This is a genomic window from Rhodocaloribacter litoris, assembly GCF_011682235.2.
GTDB lineage: Bacteria > Bacteroidota > Rhodothermia > Rhodothermales > ISCAR-4553 > Rhodocaloribacter > Rhodocaloribacter litoris.
Map to the genome: position 1 here is coordinate 3,455,636 of NZ_CP076718.1, position 16,865 is coordinate 3,472,500.

Below are 16,865 nucleotides of genomic sequence, written 5' to 3' on the forward strand. Positions count from 1 at the left end.
ACGGCACCGGCACGGCGGCCCCGGCAGGGAACGGTCTCAAAGCCGCAGCGGTGCCAGATGGCGGATCGTGACGTGCCGGCTCTCCGGGGCAAAGCGCTCGTACAGGCCGGGGAGATGATGCTCCACGTCGTCGAGGAAGGCGTCGAGGAAGGGGAGACGGCCGGCGGGCAGGTCGCAGACGAGGGTGGTTCCCGGCCGTGTCCGGCGGTAGTGGGAGGCGTCACAGGTTTCTGTGAGCAAGGCCGGGAGGTACCGTTCCAGGTGTTCCGGCGTGAACTGGGCGAGGACGCGCTCGACGTACCTCCGATGTTCGGGCGGGGGCACGTCGCCGGGGTCCGGTACACCGCCTTCGAGGGGGAAGCGGTAGGTCTGCCGGCGGCGTTCCAGGCTCCGGCAGTCGTAGGCTACGACCGAGAGGACCTCGACGGGTAGCGGTGCGATGGCCTCTTGCTCCAGCCGGGCGTTCCAGGGCCGGCAGAGCCGGTAGAGCACGTCGACGTGGTCGGGTGTGAGGAGCCGGTCCTGGTGCCGGGCGGCCAGGGTCACCTTGGGCCAGCGGCTGCCCGGTTCCTCGGGGTAGAGGTCGGGAAAAGCCCGTTCGAGGTCCCGCTTGAGGGCCAGGATCGAAGCCGGAAAGCCCGAGAAGGCCAGGGTCAGTACACCCGAACGAGCGACGAAGAAGGCACGGGGGAAGAGCCGGGTTCGGGGGCGGGGGTGGAGGTGTTCGGCCAGGGCTGCCAGTACCTCCTCTCCGGACGGTACGGAGGGCCGGGCACGGAGGGTGCGGGGCCTGTCATTCGAAGGTGACGGTGACGTCGACGGGTTCATCGGCCAGCCCCACATAACGTGCCGTGATGGTTTGCCCGGGTTGAACGGGCAGGAGGGGGGTCAGGCTCCCGAGTGAGAGCAGATCACCTTTTTTTAACCGGATACCGTCGGCGTGCAGGGTGTCGCGGAGCCAGCGGACGACGTGGAGGGGGTGGTCGAGCAGGTAGGTGCCTTCGCCTTCGGCCACGACGGTGCCGGCCGTGTCCAGCAGCATGACGCGGAGTGCGGCCAGGCGCTCGTAGGCGTCGCCGGATGCGGGCAGGGGGATCGGGGGGCCGAGGATGCCGAGGCGGGCGCCGGCGTTGGCGGCCGTGAGGGCACGGGCGTCGAGCAGGTAGGCCGGGTCGTACAGCAGGTCGGGCAGCTCGATGAACGGGATCGCGGCGTCGAGTGCGGCGAGCAGGGCGGTGTCCGTTGTCGCCGTGTTGATGGCCTCGTCCCCGACGCGCACGACCAGGTCGCCCTCGAAGACCGGCCGGGTACCGAACAGGGTGGCGACGGTGTCCCCGGAAGGCCGGAGCATGTCCCGGAGCAGCACGCCCCGGATGGGCTCCGTGGCGCCGAAGCGGGCCTGGGTGGTGGGGGTCGTCAGGCCGGCCTTGTAGCCGACCGGCGGGCCCAGGGCGGGGGCGAGGGCTGCCACGAAGGCGGTCTGCAGGGCTTTCGCGCCCTGCATCGTGAGCGTGTCGGGAGGTGGGGAAAGCAACTGCCGGGCCAGGTAGTCTGCGGCCATCTGGCGTGCCAGGGCCTGCAGGGGCGCGTAGGACGAGCCGGCGTTTTCGTGCTTGCCGCAGCCGAGCAGGAGGACGGCCAGAAGGCCCATCAGCAGCCGGACGGCCCGGGGTTCAGGCATTTGTCTCTGCTGCCGAGCTGGGGTCGGGATCTTCGACATGGACGACCCTTTTTCGAGCGAGGAGGGAACGCCACTCGGTGCCGAGGTGGCGCCGCAGGTAGGCCCCGAGTGCCGAGCGACCCAGGCTGGCCAGCACCCGGTAGATCAGGCGGGGAATGACGATGATCCGCCCGCGTTCCAGCGCTTCCAGCGAGGCCTGAACGACCTCGTGGGTCGTCAGCCAGAGGAAGTCCGGGATCAGGCTGCGGTCGAAGCCCGTGAACGTCTCCGTGTCATGAAACTCGGTCCGGGTGAAGCCAGGGCAGAGGGCCTGCACGGTCACGCCGGTGCCGCGCAGCTCGTGTGCCAGGGCTTCGGAGAAGGCATTCAGATAGGCTTTGGTGGCGCTGTAGGTGGCACTGCCGGCATTGGGCCAGAAGGCGGACACCGACGAGACGTTGATGATGCCGCCGGCGCCGCGGGCCATCATACCCGGCAGGGCGGCCCGGATCAGGCGCACCGGCGCGATCACGTGCACGTGGATCATGGCCAGTTGCGGCGCCAGGTCGATCTCGGCAAAACGTCCCGTGGTGCCGAAGCCGGCGTTGTTGACGAGCAGGTCCAGCGTGTCGCAGTCCACGATGCGGGCCTCGACGCGGCGGATGCCCTCGTCGGTGGCCAGGTCGGCCGGGAGCCCTTCCGCCTCGATGCCGTGGCGGGTCTGCAATTCTTCCGCCAGCTCGGCCAGGCGATCGGCCCGGCGGGCCACCAGGATCAGGTTGTAGCCGCGTTCGGCCAGGCGACGGGCAAACCCCGCGCCGATACCACTGGAGGCTCCGGTGATGAGGGCGGTTCGGGCGTCATGAGCCATGTCGGAAAAGGGGATGGGTGAACGAAGCACACGGACCTGTTACCCCGGTGCGACGGCCGAGGTTGCGGGGATTCCTCAGGCTTTGACCGAAAAAACCACCGCCCGGAGCGCCCGGACCGCCTCCGTGACGTGGCGGGTGCGGACGAGCACGTAGTCGGTGTCGGACGTGGAGAGCGCAAACACCGGGATGCCGGCGTCGGCCAGCACGCCCGTCAGGTCGAAGTCGAGCGTGCCGGTGTGGTCGCGCTCAGGCCGTCACGGCCGGCTGCATCGCCGTGTCGATCTCCTTCAGGATATGCGCCGTGAAGTCGGCCAGCGACATGCTGCCCCGGTCCCCCTCGCCGTGGCGGCGGACGGAGACGGTGCCCTGTTCTTCCTCGCGCGCGCCGACGATGAGCATGTACGGGATCTTCTGCACCTCGGCGCTGCGGATCTTGTAGCCCACCTTCTCGTTGCGCCGGTCCACCTCGACGCGGAGGCCGGCCTGGCGCAGCGCCTCGCCCACCTTTTCGGCGTAGGCTTCGAAGTCCTGGCCGACGGGCAGCACGGCCACCTGCACCGGGGCCAGCCACGTCGGGAAGTTGCCGCCGGTGTGCTCGATCAGCACGCCGATGAAGCGTTCGAGCGAGCCGAAGGGTGCGCGGTGGATCATCACCGGGCGGTGTTTCTGGTTGTCCTCGCCCACGTACCAGAGGTCGAACCGCTCGGGGAGGTTGTAGTCGAGCTGGACGGTGCCGAGCTGCCATTCGCGGCCCAGGGCGTCCTTCACCATGAAATCGAGCTTGGGGCCGTAGAAGGCGGCCTCGCCGGGCACCTCCACGGCGTCGAGGCCCATCTCGGCCGCCGCCTCGCGGATGGCCTGCTCGGCGCGGTCCCAGGCGGCCGGGTCGCCGATGTACTTTTCTTGGTTGGCGGGATCGCGCAGGGAGATCTGCGCCTTGAAGTCGTCGAACCCCAGGGCGCCGAAGACGAACAGCGTCAGGTCGATGACGTTCTTGAACTCGTCCTTGACCTGTTCGGGGGTGCAGAAGATGTGGGCGTCGTCCTGCGTGAAGCCGCGCACGCGGGTCAGCCCACCCAGCTCGCCGGACTGTTCGTAGCGGTAGACCGTGCCGAACTCGGCGTACCGGATGGGCAGCTCGCGGTACGAATGCGGCCGGTCCGCATAGATCATGACGTGGTGCGGGCAGTTCATCGGCTTGAGGAGGTAGCCCTCTTCCCGCTCCGCATCCTCGAGCATGGGGGGGAACTGGCTCTCCTTGTAGTACGGGTAGTGCCCGCTGGTGCGATACAGCTCCAGGCGACCGATGTGCGGGGTCACGACCGGCTCGTAGCCGCGCCGGAGCTGTTCGCGCTTGAGGAACTCGGCCAGCGTATCGCGCAGCGTGGCGCCGCGCGGGAGCCACAGCGGCAGGCCCGGCCCCACCTTCGGGTTGAAGGTGAACAGCTCCAGCTCCCGGCCCAGCTTTCGATGGTCGCGTTGCCGGGCCAGCTCGAGCCGCTCCAGGTACTCGTCCAGTTCCTTCTTCTTCGGGAAGCTGATGCCGTAGATGCGTGTCAGCTGCGGGCGTTTCTCGTCCCCGCGCCAGTACGCCCCGGCGATGTTGAGCAGCTTGGGGTACTTGATGACGCCGGTCGAGGGGACGTGCGGGCCCCGGCAGAGGTCGGTGAAGTTGCCCTGGGTGTAGAAGGTGATGGTGCCGTCCTCCAGCTCCTCGATCAGCTCGAGCTTGTACTCGTCTCCCTTTTTCCGGTAGTAGGCCAGGGCTTCTGCTTTCGAGACGGGTCGCCGTTCGTAGGGCACGTCGCGCCGGGCCAGCTCCACCATCTTTTCCTCGATGCGTTCGAGGTCCTCCGGGCCGATCTTGCGCCCGCCGAGGTCGACGTCGTAGTAGAAGCCGTGTTCGATGGGCGGGCCGATGCCGAACTTGACGCCGGGATAGAGGGCTTCGAGGGCCTCGGCCATCAGGTGGGCCGTCGAGTGCCAGTAGGTGGCTTTGCCCTCGGGGTCGTTCCAGGTGTAGATCCGGACGTGTGCGTCCTCCTCGATGGGACGGCTCAGGTCGCGCACCTCCCCGTCGACGCCGATGGACAGGGCGGCGCGGGCCAGTCCCGGCGAAATGCTCTCGGCCACCTCGCGGCCGGTGACGCCCCGGGGGTATTCACGGGTGGATCCGTCGGGAAACGTGAGTCGGATGGTGTCGGGCATGTTCGGGGTGGGCTTGCGGTTGGTGACGACGCACAAAAAAACGCCCCATCGTGCCGGCGACGGGGCGTTCTTTCGCCTCCGCACGCGGCTCAGCGGGGCTGTGTCGTCGTGTCGGTCGTCCGGTTCATGGTCGTTGTCGGAGGGCGGCAGCGGATGACACGCAGGGTTCACGGGCGGGTTTCATCCGGGCGCACACCGTCACCGGCAATTTACACCCGTCCTGAAGGTGAAACTGCAAAAAAACGAGGTATTCCCGGGTTCGCTTAAACGAAACGCCGCGACGGACGATCACAACGAAAAGGCCATTCAACCCGAGCAAGATCCGCGTGGAGACAACCGGAAGCCTGCGTTCGCTGCACCTGCGCTATGCCCCGCACCTCAAGCCGTGGGTAGGCACCCTCTTTCTGGCACCGTGGTGCCTCTATTTCGTCCTCTCCTACGGCACCTACACATTCATGGACACTGTGGCCCTCATCTTCCACGAGGCCGGTCACGTGTTCTTTGCCCCCTTCGGCCCGTTTCTCCGCATCGCCGGGGGGACGCTGATGCAGGTGCTGCTGCCGCTCTTCCTGGTGTGGAACTTCCGGCGCCAGGCATACCGGTTCGGGGTGCAGGCCATGCTGGTCTGGCTGGGGCACAACCTGCTCAACGTCAGTGTCTATGCGGCCGACGCGCAGGTGCGGCAACTCCCCCTGCTCGGTGGCGACCGCGCCGTGCACGACTGGGCCTACCTGTTGGGTGAACTGGGCCTGCTTCCCTATGCCCAGGCCGTCGGCAGCCTCTTTTTCGCGCTGGCTCTGCTCGTCTTCAGCCTGGCGCTCGTGCTGCCCCGCTTCTCGGTGGATTGAGCCGGGGCTGGTGGCGCAAAAAAAGAGCGTGCCGTCCGCTCGGGCGGGCAGCACGCTTCGTTGTGGAAGCCGGGGTCGTGGTGGCATGGCACATCGGGGGTGATGACTCCAAGGCGAGTGCACCCCGGCAAAGTACCGCACCGCTTCAATCACAGCGGACGATCTCGACCGTCTCCAGGTCGTTGCTCAGAGCCACCGACCCGCGGTCGCGCAACTCTTCGAGCAGGGTGCGGCGCGAGCGCATGTCGGTGCGCTTGTCGAGCTTGAGCCGGCAGAGCGCGGCACTCAGAGCCACCCAGGGATTCGTGATCGGGAGCACCAGTTGTTTCTGCGGTATGTGAACTTCGTACAGCATGGCAGGCGTGAAGGAGAGGTTCGTCGAAATGGTGTAAGGAGGTTCGGACGGACGCCCACCCTGCTTTCAGCTTGCCGGTCGAAAAGCGCCTGCGGCTCATCGGGGGGCCATGCGGATGGCGCCGTCGAGGCGGATGACCTCGCCGTTGAGCATCACGTTCTCGATGATGTGCCGGACGAGGAAAGCATACTCGGCCGGGCGGCCCAGGCGCGGCGGAAAGGGGACCTGCTGGCTGAGGGAAGCCTTGACCTCTTCCGGCATGCCGGCCACCATCGGGGTTTCGAAGACGCCCGGCGCGATGGTCATGACCCGGATTCCGTGCCGGGCCAGGTCGCGGGCCAGCGGCAACGTCATCCCGACGACGCCCCCCTTCGAGGCCGCGTAGGCCACCTGCCCGATCTGACCGTCGAAGGCGGCCACCGAGGCCGTGTTGACGACCACGCCCCGCTCGCCCTCTTCGCTCGGGGTGTTCTCGGCCATGACGACGGCGGCCAGCCGGATCACATTGAACGTGCCGAGGAGGTTGATCCGGACGACGCGGGCGAAGCTTTCGAGGTCGTGTGGGCCGTCTTTGCCCAGGGTTCGCCGGGCGAGGACGATGCCGGCGCAGTTGACCACGCCGTGAAGGGCGCCGAAACGTTCGCGGGCGGCGTCGAGGGCCGCCCGGACGCTGTCCTCTTCGGTCACGTCCGTTTCGACGAAGTGGGCGCGTTCGCCCAGCGCGGTGGCGCGTTCCGTCCCCGCCGCCGCGTTCACCTCGGCGATGACGACGTTGGCCCCGGCTTCGATGAGCTGTTCCGCGGTGGCGGCCCCGAGGCCGGAGCCGCCGCCGGTCACGAGGAAGGTATGCCCGGGTATCTGCATGACAGGCCCTCACGTTGGGTTCGAAAGGGAAAAAGCGCTTTTCCGCGCGTGCCGGTGAAGGTACGACGCCCCGGTGTGAAGGCGCGGCGAAAACGGCTTTTGCCACCGGGCCCGGCGCGTGCCGTCCCCTCAGGAGACGACCAGCACCTTGGCACCGCGGATCTTCTGCGTCTTCAACTCGAGCAGGGCCCGGTTGGCTGCTTCGAGCGGGTAGGTTTGCACGTCCGGCCGGAGGGGCACGCCAGCGGCCAGGGCCAGGAACTCGCGCACGTCGCGGCGGGTGACGTTGGCCACGCTCTTGATCTCGCGCTCCATCCACAGGTGTTTCGCATAGTCGAGGCGCAGGAGCTCCTTGCGGTCTGTGTCTTCCTTGCGGATGGCGTTGACGACCAGGCGCCCGCCCGGCTTGAGGTTCTTCAGGGCTTCGACGACGGGCTTCCAGGCCGGGGTGGTGTCGATGACGGCGTCGAGCGGTTCGGGGGCTTCGTCGGCCGTATCTCCGGCCCAGACGGCGCCGAGCTCGCGGGCGAAAGCGCGTTCGGTGGGGCTGCGGGCGAAGACGTGGACACGGGTGTTCGGGAAGCGGTGTCGCACCATCTTCAGCACCAGATGGCCCGATCCGCCGAAGCCGGTCAGGCCGAGCGCCTGCCCGTCCTGCACCCCGGTGAGGCGGAGCGAACGGTAGCCGATGGCGCCGGCGCACAGGTGCGGCGCGGCCTCGGCGTCGGTGAAGGCATCCGGGATCGGATGGACGAACGCCGCCGGCGCTTTCATGTACTCGGCATAGCCGCCGTGCACGTCGCGGCCGGTGGCGCGGAAAGCCGGGCACAGGTTTTCCTGGCCGGACCGGCAGAAGGGACAGGTGCCGCAGGCCGCGTAGATCCAGGCCACTCCCACCCGGTCACCTTCGTGCACGTCGCTTACGCCCGGACCGCACGCCACCACGCGGCCGACGACCTGATGCCCCGGCACGACCGGCAGTTTCGGCGGGGGCGTCCGTCCTTCGATCTCGTCGAGTTCGGTGTGGCAGACCCCGCACGCCGAGACGCGGATCAGTACCTCGCCCTCGCCGGGATCGGGAACGGGCAGTTCGGCCGGTCGGAGCGGCTCCGGATCGTCCGGCAGCCGCGTGATCCGGTCGAGTAGCATCGCTTTCATAGGTCCACATTACTGGGCTTACAGGTTGTACGACGGGTCGGGTCAGGGGGCTTCGCCGCTCCGCTACGCCCCTCCGGCCTGGTCGGCCGCGCGTTTCCACATGAGCAGGACGAGCCAGAGGACGAAAACGCGGAAGGCCAGGGGCAGCGTCTCCGGCAGGTCGGCCAGGGCGCGGCGCGAGAAGGGACGGGCCGGGCGGATGGATCCCACGGGCCGGTCGTTTTGGCAGAGCACATACCGCCGGCTTGCCCATGAAGCGGGCCGGAGCACGTACCGCTCGCCCGCAAAGTCGATCTCGAAACGGCGGCGGAAAGCGCTGGGCTTCTCGGCGGAAGCCACCACCCTGTCGTCACACGCGAGGAGGAAACGCCCGCCGAGGAGTTTTTCCCGGGTCACCGTGTAGGCGGCTTCTTCGAGGAGGAGGTGCCCGGCTTCGCGGAACCAGGAGCGCTCGGTGACGGCTACGGGCGTCTCGTCGTCGAAGATCCGGTAGTTCCACGAGAACGGGCCGAGGGGGCGGGCATGGAGCATAGACGGAGGATGTGGCGTTTATGCCGGGCAGGAGGCATGGCGGGATGAGCTACTCGGTCAAGGAAATATACTACACGCTGCAGGGAGAAGGGGCGCAGACGGGGCGTCCGGCCGTCTTTCTCCGCTTTGCGGGGTGCAACCTGTGGACGGGGCGGGAGGCGGACCGCGCCACGGCCGTCTGCCGGTTCTGTGACACGGACTTCGTGGGCACCGACGGGCCGGGGGGCGGCAAGTACCGGACGCCGCAGGCGCTGGCCCGCGCCGTGGCGGCGTGCTGGCCCGGTCCTCGCGACGGGCACGACCGCCCCTACGTCGTCTGCACCGGTGGCGAGCCCCTGCTCCAGCTCGACGCGCCGCTCGTGGCGGCTCTCCACGCCGAGGGCTTCGAAGTGGCCGTCGAGACGAACGGAACGCGCCCCGCCCCGCCCGGCCTCGACTGGATCTGCGTCAGTCCCAAAGCCGGCGCCGACCTGGTCCTCACCCGCGGCGACGAGCTGAAACTGGTTTATCCCCAGCCCGGCGCTCCGCCCGAGCGCTTTCGTCACCTCGCCTTCAAGCACTTCTTCCTCCAGCCCATGGATGGGCCGGACGTGGCGGAGAACACCCGCCGCGCCCTGCAGTATTGCCTCGAACACCCGCCCTGGCGGCTCAGCCTGCAGACACACAAGCTGCTGGCCATCCCCTGACGTGCCGCGAAACCGGCCGCCGGGCTTGCTCCTGCCCCTCTTTTGCCCCTACTTTGCCCGGGGCGTCAAACGTGGCTACGTCCGACGCCTCGATCCGCAATGGGCAATCCGAGCGATCCGTATGGGCTGGTTCACGCAGGACGACTTCGACCGCTGGCTCGCCGGCGAGCACTTCGACAGCTATCACCGTCTGGGGGCGCACCCGGACGAGCACGGCGTGTGGTTTGCCGTCTGGGCGCCACACGCGGACTACGTCGCCGTCATCGGCGACTTCAACGGGTGGAACCCCGGGGCCAACCCGTTGCACAAGGTCGGCGGGTGGGCCGGCCTCTGGGAGGGCTACGTCGAAGGGGCACGCCCGGGCCACCACTACAAGTACCGCATCCAGCGCGGGTATTATCACGCCGACAAGACCGATCCCTATGCCTTTCGCATCGAGGCGCCGGTGCCCGAGGGCAATCCCGTGGCCGGCCTCTCGGCCATCGTCACCGATCTGCATTACCCGTGGGGTGACGACGACTGGATGCACCGCCGGAGAGGCCCTGCTTCCCTCGAACAGCCCGTGGCGGCCTACGAAGTCCACCTGGGCTCGTGGCGCAAACGGGCGGACGGCTACTCGCTCTCCTACCGTGAGATCGCCGAACCGCTGGCCGACCACGTCGAGCGGCTCGGCTTCACGCACGTCGAGCTGCTGCCGGTGATGGAGCATCCTTACTACGCCTCGTGGGGGTACCAGGTCGTGGGCTACTATGCGCCCACCTACCGCTACGGCACGCCCCAGGACCTGATGTACCTGATCGACTACCTGCACCAGCGCGGCATCGGCGTCCTCATCGACTGGGTGCCGGCCCACTTCGCCACCGATCCCCAGGGTCTCGTCTTCTTCGACGGCTCCACCCTCTATGAGTACGACGACCCCCTCATGCGCTATCACCCGGACTGGGGCACCTACGTCTTCGACTACAACAAACCCGGCGTCCGCAACTTCCTCGTCTCCAACGCCCTCTTCTGGCTCGACCGCTACCACGCCGACGGCCTCCGCTTCGACGCCGTGGCCTCGATGCTCTACCGCGACTACTCGCGCAGCGAATGGCGACCCAACCGGTACGGTGGGCGTGAGAACCTGGAGGCCATCAGCCTGCTCAAGACCGTCAACGAGGCCGCCTATGCCCGCTTCCCCGAAGTGATGATGGTCGCCGAGGAATCGACGGCCTGGCCGAAGGTGTCCCATCCTACCTGGGAGGGCGGGCTCGGCTTTCTCTACAAGTGGAATATGGGGTGGATGCACGACGTGCTCGAGTACATGCGCCGGGATCCGATCCACCGCAAGTACCACCACCACCAGTTCACCTTCTCGATGGTCTACGCCTATTCGGAGCACTACATCCTGCCGCTCTCGCATGACGAGGTGGTGCACGGCAAGGGGTCGCTCTGGGGCAAGATGCCGGGCGATGCCTGGCAGAAGGCGGCCGGCCTGCGGCTGCTCTACGCGCACATGGTGGGCCATCCCGGCAAGAAGCTACTGTTCATGGGCGGGGAGTTCGGGCAGGAACGGGAGTGGAACCACGACGCCGAGCTCGACTGGCACCTGCTCGACGACCCGCTGCATGCCGGCGTCTTCCGCTGGGTGACGGATCTCTTTCACCTCTATCGCAACCACCCGGCCCTGTGGAACGACCAGCCCGGCGGCTTCGAGTGGGCCGTGCTGGACGATTACCAGCAGAGCGTCTTTGCCTATGAACGCCGGGGCGGCGACCAGACGCTGCTGTTCGTGCTCAACTTCACGCCGGTGCCCCGGGAGCACTATCGTATCGGCCTCTCCCGGGCCGGCACCTGGCGGCAACTGCTCAACAGCGACGCCACCCCCTACGGCGGCAGCGGGGTTGGCCTCGTCGAGCGCGTGGCGACCGAGCCCGAGCCGATGCACGGGCGCGAGCAGTCCGCCGCCTTCACCCTGCCCCCGCTGGGGGCGATGGTCTTTGCTTTCGAAGCGCCGCCGGAGAAGGCGAGACGATCCCGGCGTTCGGCTGCAAAGAAACCTGCCGGCGCCCGGAAGCCGGGCACGTGAGGGCCGGTGTTCAGCGTCGCCGGTAGTAGATCAGCCCGCCGCCCGCCCCGCCGGAGACGAAGTCCGCATCGCCGTCCCCGTCGAGGTCGACGAAGGCAGGGGTTGCCAGGAAGGGCACCTCGAACGGAAACGGCGTCTCGTCCCGGACGAAGGCCGGCGCATGTGGCGAGCCGTCGTTGCGATAGACGACGAGCCCCTCGGCCTCGGAACCGATGATCAGGTCGAGGTCGCCGTCGCCGTCGAGGTCGTGGAGGACGGGGAAGCTTCGCTGGCCCACGTCGATGCCCAGGTATTCGTCGGAGACGAGGACGAAGTCGGGTTGCTGCGGGGTGCCGTCGTTGCGGTAGAAGTTGATCGTCCCCGAGAACTCGCCGACGAGGAGGTCGAGGTCGCCGTCGGCGTCGAGGTCGGCGAGGGCGGGGGTGGCGTTGCTGCCGCGCGTGAGGCGCAGGTATTCGTCGGAGACGAGGACGAAGTCGGGTTGCTGCGGGGTGCCGTCGTTGCGGTAGAAGGCGACTTTTCCGCGGGTCCAGGTGCCGACGAGGAGGTCGAGGTCGCCGTCGCCGTCGAGGTCGCCCAGGGCCGGGGCGTAGTGGTAGGCGGTGTGCAGCGGGAGCGTGCCGCGTTGCCGGAAGGCCGGTGCCTGCGGGGTCCCCGTGTTTTCGAAGAAATACATTTCGGCGGAGTCGAAGCCTCCCGGAGCGATCTTGTTTGCGAGCAGCAGGTCGAGGTCGCCGTCGGCGTCGAGGTCGGCGAAGGCGGGGATGCTTTCGCTGCCGGCGTCGAGGGTGTAGAGGAAGCGCTCCGTTTGCAGGGTGAAGTGGCCGTTGCCCCGGTTTTCGAAGAAGTAGAGGTTGGCGGCCGCGGTTCGGATGGGGTTGAAGGCGCCGCCGAGCACGCCGACGAGGAGGTCGAGGTCGCCGTCGGCGTCGAGGTCGGCGAAGGCGGGGGCGTTGTAGCCGCTCGACGAGAAGGGGTCATTGGGGGGGAAGGGTACCGGTTGGCCCCGGAGCGAGGGCCGGGCGCACGTGCCGGTGTTCTGGATGAAGAGCAGCCCCGGCTCGAAGAAGTCGCCCCAGAAGAAGTCCTGGTCGCCGTCGTCGTCGATGTCGACCAGGGCGAGGGTGTTGGCCCCGTGGAGGCTGCCCTGGAGCTGGGCCACGATCTCGATGTCCTCGAACCGGTCGGTGACGAGGGCGAAGCGGGGGATGCCGCCTTCGTCGGTGTGGGTGGCTTCGTAGCGCATCACCGTTCCGTCGAGCTTGCCGATGAACAGGTCGAGCCGGCCGTTGCAGTCGATGTCGGTGAGGTTCGGGATGTTCTGCCGGTCTGAGAAGATGGGTCGCCCGGCGGCATCGCGGAGCGAGTCTTCGGCGGGGACGAAGGCGGGCCGCTGCGGGGTGCCGTCGTTGCGGAAGTAGCGGATGTAACTGAAGCGCTGTTCGGCGAGCAGGTCGAGGTCGCCGTCGCCGTCGAGATCGAAGAAGCGGTACCATTCGCCCACGTCCAGGTTCTGGTAGCGGTCGGTGCGCCAGACGAAGCGGGGTTGTGCGGGGGTGCCGGTGTTTTCGAAGAACATCACCTTGCCGGTCACCTCCTGCACGAAGAGGTCGAAGTCGCCGTCGGCGTCGATGTCGACGAGCTGGGGCCGGGGCACGTTGAAGCCGCCGAGGAAGGGGTGGTCGTACGGCACCCCGTCGGCGTCGAGGACCTCGAACGGATAGACGGCTCGCTCGTAGGCCGGCGCTTCCGTGTCGGGGGCGGGCGGCCGGGCGGCCCGGGGGGCACAGCCCGCGCCCAGCAAAAGCACCGGCAGGATCGGCAGGAGACGCTTGGTCATGCTTGCGGGCGTTGCGCGTTACGCGTTGAACGTTGCGCGTTGAACGTTGCGCGTTGGACGTCGGGGGATTTAACGTGCGGCCGTGCCCATGCCGGAACCGTAGGGGCCGATCTCCATGACTTTCACGATCTCGTGGGTGGCCGTGTCGATGACGACGACGGTGCCGGGTGGCGGGGTGTCCACGAACGGGTAGCGGGGCGTGTAGGCTCCCTTCAGGTTGTTGTTCGAGACGAAGAGGTAGCGGCCGTCGGGCGAGAGAGCGGCGCCGTGCGGTTCCGAGAGGCCGGTGCCCTCGATGACGGTGACCACCTCGCGCGCGGGGACGTCGACCACGGTGACGCTGTTGTGCATCTTGTTGCCGAAGTAGGCGAAGCGGCCGTCCGGCGAGAAGACGGGATGCCAGGGGCCGTGGGGCACGTCGAGGGTGGCCAGAAGCGGCAGTTCCGGCGGGTTCGAGGCGTCGAAGAGCAGCAGCTTGCCTGTCATCTCGCCCCCCACGACGAGCGTGTTGCCGTCGGGCGAGAGGGCGAACTGCACGAGCGTGTGCACCGGGCCGTCGAGGCGGTGCAGCTCCACGTCGCCCGTCGTCATGTCGACGACGGCGATGCTGTTCTCGGCCAGGCTGGCGCTGTAGACGACGTTGCGACGGCTGTCGACGACGAGGGCATGCGGTCGCGGGAAGAAGACGCCGACCTCCTCGAGCTCCATCGTGCTACGCGTGATGATGCCGATGCGCTGCGGCGGGTTGACGGCCGCCATGGAGCGGCCCACGTAGAGCGAATCCCGGTTCGGGTCCAGCGCCAGCATACCGGGCCGCTCGAAGTCCACCTGGCCGACGAGCCGGTTGTCCCGGTCGAACTTGAGCACCTTGTTGTCGGAGATGAGGGAGACATACCAGTGGCTGCCGTCCGGCTCGACGGCCACGTGGTGGGGCTTGGCCGTGGCGGAGAAGCCCAGGGCCTGGAGGTCGACCGTGCGGATGACCACCTGGTGGTCCATGTCGAGGATCCAGACGCGGGCGCCGTCCTGGCTGGCGACGTAGAGCCGGTGGGTGGCGTCGGCAAAGGGGATGGCGCCGTCGTCGTTGCGGGCGCCGTCGGCGATCCAGCGGCGCATCGTCTCCAGCTCCCCGGCGGTGATGGCATCGGCGTAGGGACGGAGCGGGTGGCCGGCCGGGAGCCGTGTCGCCAGCCGGATGAGCAGGCTGTTCTCCGGATCGAAGGGGATGACGACGGCGCCGTGGTCCGAGCCGGCGAGGAGGCTTTCCCAGGAGTCGAGCCGCAGGCCGGTCTCGTGCCGGAGCAGGGGGGCGAACTTTTGCTGGAGCAGGGGCAGGATGCGTTCGGAGAAGACGCCGCGGGTCGTGTCATCGACGGGAGGAGGCATCGAGGCCTGCGAGCGGGTGGCGGTGCAGCCGGCCGTCAGGGTGAGGAGCAACAGCAGGATGCCGGAAGCAAGGGCGGTACGCATGGCATGTTCAGGGATGAGACGGTTGGGATTCGCCGGTCAGGGAGCCCGGAAGCGGGCCGCCGGAGGCGACCAGTACGCCCGGTTCGCAAGGTAACGGGGCCGGCGGGAAGTCGCCGTGAATGTGCCGCCGGGGTTGATGAACTCTTGCTTAAAACGGCCTGCCCGGGCGTTTCCGGTCAACGACGTACATCGTCCGAAGTTGCATGGCACCGGCCGGCAAACTAGATTGGGCGGGCATGCGACGGCCCTCCCGGCCGATCTCCGGATCCGGGTTGCTCCGGGTACCCCGGCCGGTGCTCCTTACCCTCCGATCAGGTATCCGCGATGGATTTGCCGCTGTACTGGATTGCGCTGATTGCGTTCGGCATCATCAACTTCTTTCTGGTTTCCGCCTCGGTGCTGGTCTATGCCGAGCGGAAGGTGTCCGGGTACATCCAGAACCGTCCGGGTCCGAACCGGGTCGGTCCGGCCGGCTTCCTGCAGCCCTTCGCCGACGTGGTGAAGCTCGTCTTCAAGGAGAACATCGTTCCGCGTTCGGCGAGCCCGTTCGTGCACACGCTGGCGCCCTGGTTGATGGTGCTCATCGCCATGACGGTGCCGGCTGTGATTCCGTTCGCGCGCGGGGTGGTCATCGCCGACGTGGATGTGGGCGTGCTGGTGGTGCTGGCGCTGACCTCGATCAGCGTCTATGGCGTGACGCTGGCCGGCTGGAGCTCCAACAGCAAGTACTCGCTGCTGGGAGGGCTGCGCTCCTCGGCCCAGATGATCTCCTACGAGCTGTCGATGGGGCTGGCCGTCGTCTCGGTGGTGCTGATTGCGGGCTCGCTCAACCTGACGGCCATCGTCGAGGATCAGAGCGGCGGCTGGGCCATCCTGGGATGGAACGTCTTCCGCAACCCGGTCGGTGCGCTGCTGTTCATCATCACGGCTTTTGCCGAAACCAACCGGGCACCGTTCGACCTGCCCGAAGCCGAGCAGGAGCTCGTCGGCGGTTATCACACCGAGTACAGCGGCATCAAGTTCGGCATGTTCTTCCTGGCCGAGTACGTCAACCTGTTCCTGGCCTCGTTTCTGATCGCGACGCTCTTCTTCGGTGGCTACCTGGTGCCGTTCGAGCCGCTGTTGCTGAAGGCGTTTCCGTCGCTCGAAGGCAGCGTGTTGCTCGGCCTGCTCCAGTTCGGTTCGCTGCTGCTGAAGGCCGGCTTCTTTGCCTTCGTCTTCATCTGGGTACGCTGGACGCTACCGCGCTTCAAGTACAACCAGCTCATGACGCTCGGGTGGAAGTACCTGCTGCCCATCGCGCTGGTGAACACCATCGTCGTCGCACTCGGTGTCGCCCTGCTGCGCTGAAGGTTCCGGCACGGCGACGGCCGGCCCGAACCGCCGCCCCATGATCCTCGCCCCCTCGATCCTTTCGGCCGACTTTGCCCGGCTCGAGGCCCATTGCCGTGAGGCCCTCGAAGCCGGCGCCGACTGGCTGCACGTGGATGTGATGGATGGGCATTTCGTGCCCAACATCACCGTCGGGCCGCTCGTGGTCCGTGCCCTGCGCCCGCTGGCCGACGAGACCGGCGCCCTGCTGGACGTTCATCTGATGATCGAACGGCCCGACCGGTACGTCGAGGCCTTCGCCCGGGCCGGGGCCGACCTGCTGACCGTCCACGTCGAGGCCTGCACGCACCTCCACCGCACCGTGCAGCGGATCAAAGAGCACGGCATGAAGGCCGGCGTGACGCTCAATCCGGCCACCCCGCTCGGGATGCTCGAAGAGATCCTGCCCGAGGTGGACCTGGTGCTCGTCATGTCCGTCAATCCCGGCTTCGGCGGGCAGGACTACATCCCCGCCAGCACGGACAAAATCCGTCGCCTGCGACGGATGCTCCGTGCGATCGGCTCGGACGCCCACCTCGAAGTGGACGGCGGGATCAAGCCGGACAACGTGCGCGAGGTCGTCGAAGCCGGGGCCGGCGTAATCGTCGCCGGCAGCGCCGTCTTCCGCGGCGATGTGGCCGGCAACGTCGCCGCCTTTCGCCGGGCTCTGTCCCTGCGTGCCTGAATCCGGCTCCGGGCGTAGCCGGGCGGTAGCACCTCGGACGCGCCACGCGTTCCAGCCCTGCCGGTCGGCGTTACGGTCGGGTCCGCGGAGCAGGCACAACCTTTTCGCCGTAACGGTATCTAAGGGTGCCGGTCCGCGCTGTATCCTAAGAGCAACGAAAAACCTTCGCAACAAATGGGATGTCGGATGATTTCATACGCTGCGAGGGTCCGTTCCGGATCGGCAGCGCGCGATTGATCTAGCGGGGAT

The 16,865-nt window shown here is 67.7% G+C and carries 16 protein-coding genes; 5 read left to right on the top strand and 11 right to left on the bottom strand.

From position 1 onward, the window contains the following. Window positions 1–36: 36 nt before the first annotated feature. The 5 genes from GQ464_RS14315 to thrS form a co-directional block, all read right to left on the bottom strand. Window positions 37–828 carry a hypothetical protein gene (locus GQ464_RS14315; RefSeq protein WP_166974147.1) on the bottom strand — a complete coding sequence of 264 codons (792 nt, stop codon included), beginning with the start codon at window positions 826–828 and terminating at the stop codon, window positions 37–39. Continuing rightward, on the bottom strand, window positions 794–1,681 hold the full coding sequence (locus GQ464_RS14320; RefSeq protein ID WP_166974144.1) for a 2-keto-4-pentenoate hydratase: 888 nt from the start codon (window positions 1,679–1,681) through the stop codon (window positions 794–796). The genes GQ464_RS14315 and GQ464_RS14320 overlap by 35 nt, the downstream gene beginning before the upstream one ends. Beyond that, on the bottom strand, window positions 1,674–2,531 hold the full coding sequence (locus GQ464_RS14325; RefSeq protein ID WP_166974141.1) for an SDR family NAD(P)-dependent oxidoreductase: 858 nt from the start codon (window positions 2,529–2,531) through the stop codon (window positions 1,674–1,676). The genes GQ464_RS14320 and GQ464_RS14325 overlap by 8 nt, the downstream gene beginning before the upstream one ends. Before the next feature lie 75 nt (window positions 2,532–2,606). After that, the gene (locus GQ464_RS14330; RefSeq protein WP_228350317.1) at window positions 2,607–2,738 is read right to left on the bottom strand and encodes an ACT domain-containing protein; all 132 of its coding nucleotides are present in this window, start codon (window positions 2,736–2,738) and stop codon (window positions 2,607–2,609) included. Between the two features lie 40 nt (window positions 2,739–2,778). Continuing rightward, the gene (thrS, locus tag GQ464_RS14335) at window positions 2,779–4,740 is read right to left on the bottom strand and encodes a threonine--tRNA ligase (RefSeq protein ID WP_166974138.1); all 1,962 of its coding nucleotides are present in this window, start codon (window positions 4,738–4,740) and stop codon (window positions 2,779–2,781) included. 326 nt (window positions 4,741–5,066) lie between these two features. On the opposite strand from thrS, the gene GQ464_RS14340 reads away from it, so the two are divergent. Beyond that, window positions 5,067–5,588: a hypothetical protein gene (locus GQ464_RS14340; protein ID WP_166974135.1), complete on the top strand. Its 522-nt coding sequence runs from the start codon at window positions 5,067–5,069 to the stop codon at window positions 5,586–5,588. Window positions 5,589–5,733: 145 nt separating this feature from the next. Here GQ464_RS14340 and GQ464_RS14345 read toward each other — a convergent pair whose 3' ends face one another. The 4 genes from GQ464_RS14345 to GQ464_RS14360 form a co-directional block, all read right to left on the bottom strand. Continuing rightward, entirely contained in the window at window positions 5,734–5,943 is a 210-nt protein-coding gene (locus GQ464_RS14345) for a hypothetical protein (protein ID WP_166974132.1), read from the bottom strand. Window positions 5,944–6,039: 96 nt separating this feature from the next. Further along, the gene (locus GQ464_RS14350) at window positions 6,040–6,807 is read right to left on the bottom strand and encodes a 3-hydroxyacyl-CoA dehydrogenase (protein WP_166974129.1); all 768 of its coding nucleotides are present in this window, start codon (window positions 6,805–6,807) and stop codon (window positions 6,040–6,042) included. A gap of 129 nt (window positions 6,808–6,936) precedes the next feature. Next, window positions 6,937–7,965, bottom strand: a complete 1,029-nt coding sequence (locus tag GQ464_RS14355) for a zinc-dependent alcohol dehydrogenase family protein (protein WP_166974126.1) — start codon at window positions 7,963–7,965, stop codon at window positions 6,937–6,939. 63 nt (window positions 7,966–8,028) lie between these two features. Further along, window positions 8,029–8,496 carry a hypothetical protein gene (locus tag GQ464_RS14360; protein WP_166974124.1) on the bottom strand — a complete coding sequence of 156 codons (468 nt, stop codon included), beginning with the start codon at window positions 8,494–8,496 and terminating at the stop codon, window positions 8,029–8,031. A 44-nt stretch (window positions 8,497–8,540) separates the two neighbouring features. On the opposite strand from GQ464_RS14360, the gene queE reads away from it, so the two are divergent. Continuing rightward, entirely contained in the window at window positions 8,541–9,182 is a 642-nt protein-coding gene (queE, locus tag GQ464_RS14365) for a 7-carboxy-7-deazaguanine synthase (RefSeq protein WP_166974121.1), read from the top strand. 121 nt (window positions 9,183–9,303) lie between these two features. After that, the gene (glgB, locus tag GQ464_RS14370) at window positions 9,304–11,250 is read left to right on the top strand and encodes a 1,4-alpha-glucan branching protein GlgB (RefSeq protein ID WP_166974118.1); all 1,947 of its coding nucleotides are present in this window, start codon (window positions 9,304–9,306) and stop codon (window positions 11,248–11,250) included. A gap of 10 nt (window positions 11,251–11,260) precedes the next feature. Here the strand turns inward: glgB and GQ464_RS14375 are convergent, their stop codons facing one another. Both GQ464_RS14375 and GQ464_RS14380 read right to left on the bottom strand, forming a co-directional pair. After that, window positions 11,261–13,090, bottom strand: a complete 1,830-nt coding sequence (locus GQ464_RS14375; RefSeq protein ID WP_166974115.1) for an FG-GAP-like repeat-containing protein — start codon at window positions 13,088–13,090, stop codon at window positions 11,261–11,263. A gap of 69 nt (window positions 13,091–13,159) precedes the next feature. Then, complete coding sequence (locus tag GQ464_RS14380; RefSeq protein ID WP_228350318.1) at window positions 13,160–14,560, bottom strand: beta-propeller fold lactonase family protein; 1,401 nt, start codon at window positions 14,558–14,560, stop codon at window positions 13,160–13,162. Between the two features lie 324 nt (window positions 14,561–14,884). Here GQ464_RS14380 and nuoH point away from each other — a divergent pair, with 324 nt between their 5' ends. After that, a complete protein-coding gene (gene nuoH / locus GQ464_RS14385; protein WP_166974112.1) occupies window positions 14,885–15,910 on the top strand; it encodes an NADH-quinone oxidoreductase subunit NuoH in 1,026 nt (341 codons plus the stop codon). Window positions 15,911–15,950: 40 nt separating this feature from the next. After that, window positions 15,951–16,616, top strand: a complete 666-nt coding sequence (gene rpe, locus GQ464_RS14390) for a ribulose-phosphate 3-epimerase (RefSeq protein WP_166974109.1) — start codon at window positions 15,951–15,953, stop codon at window positions 16,614–16,616. Window positions 16,617–16,865: the final 249 nt, after the last annotated feature.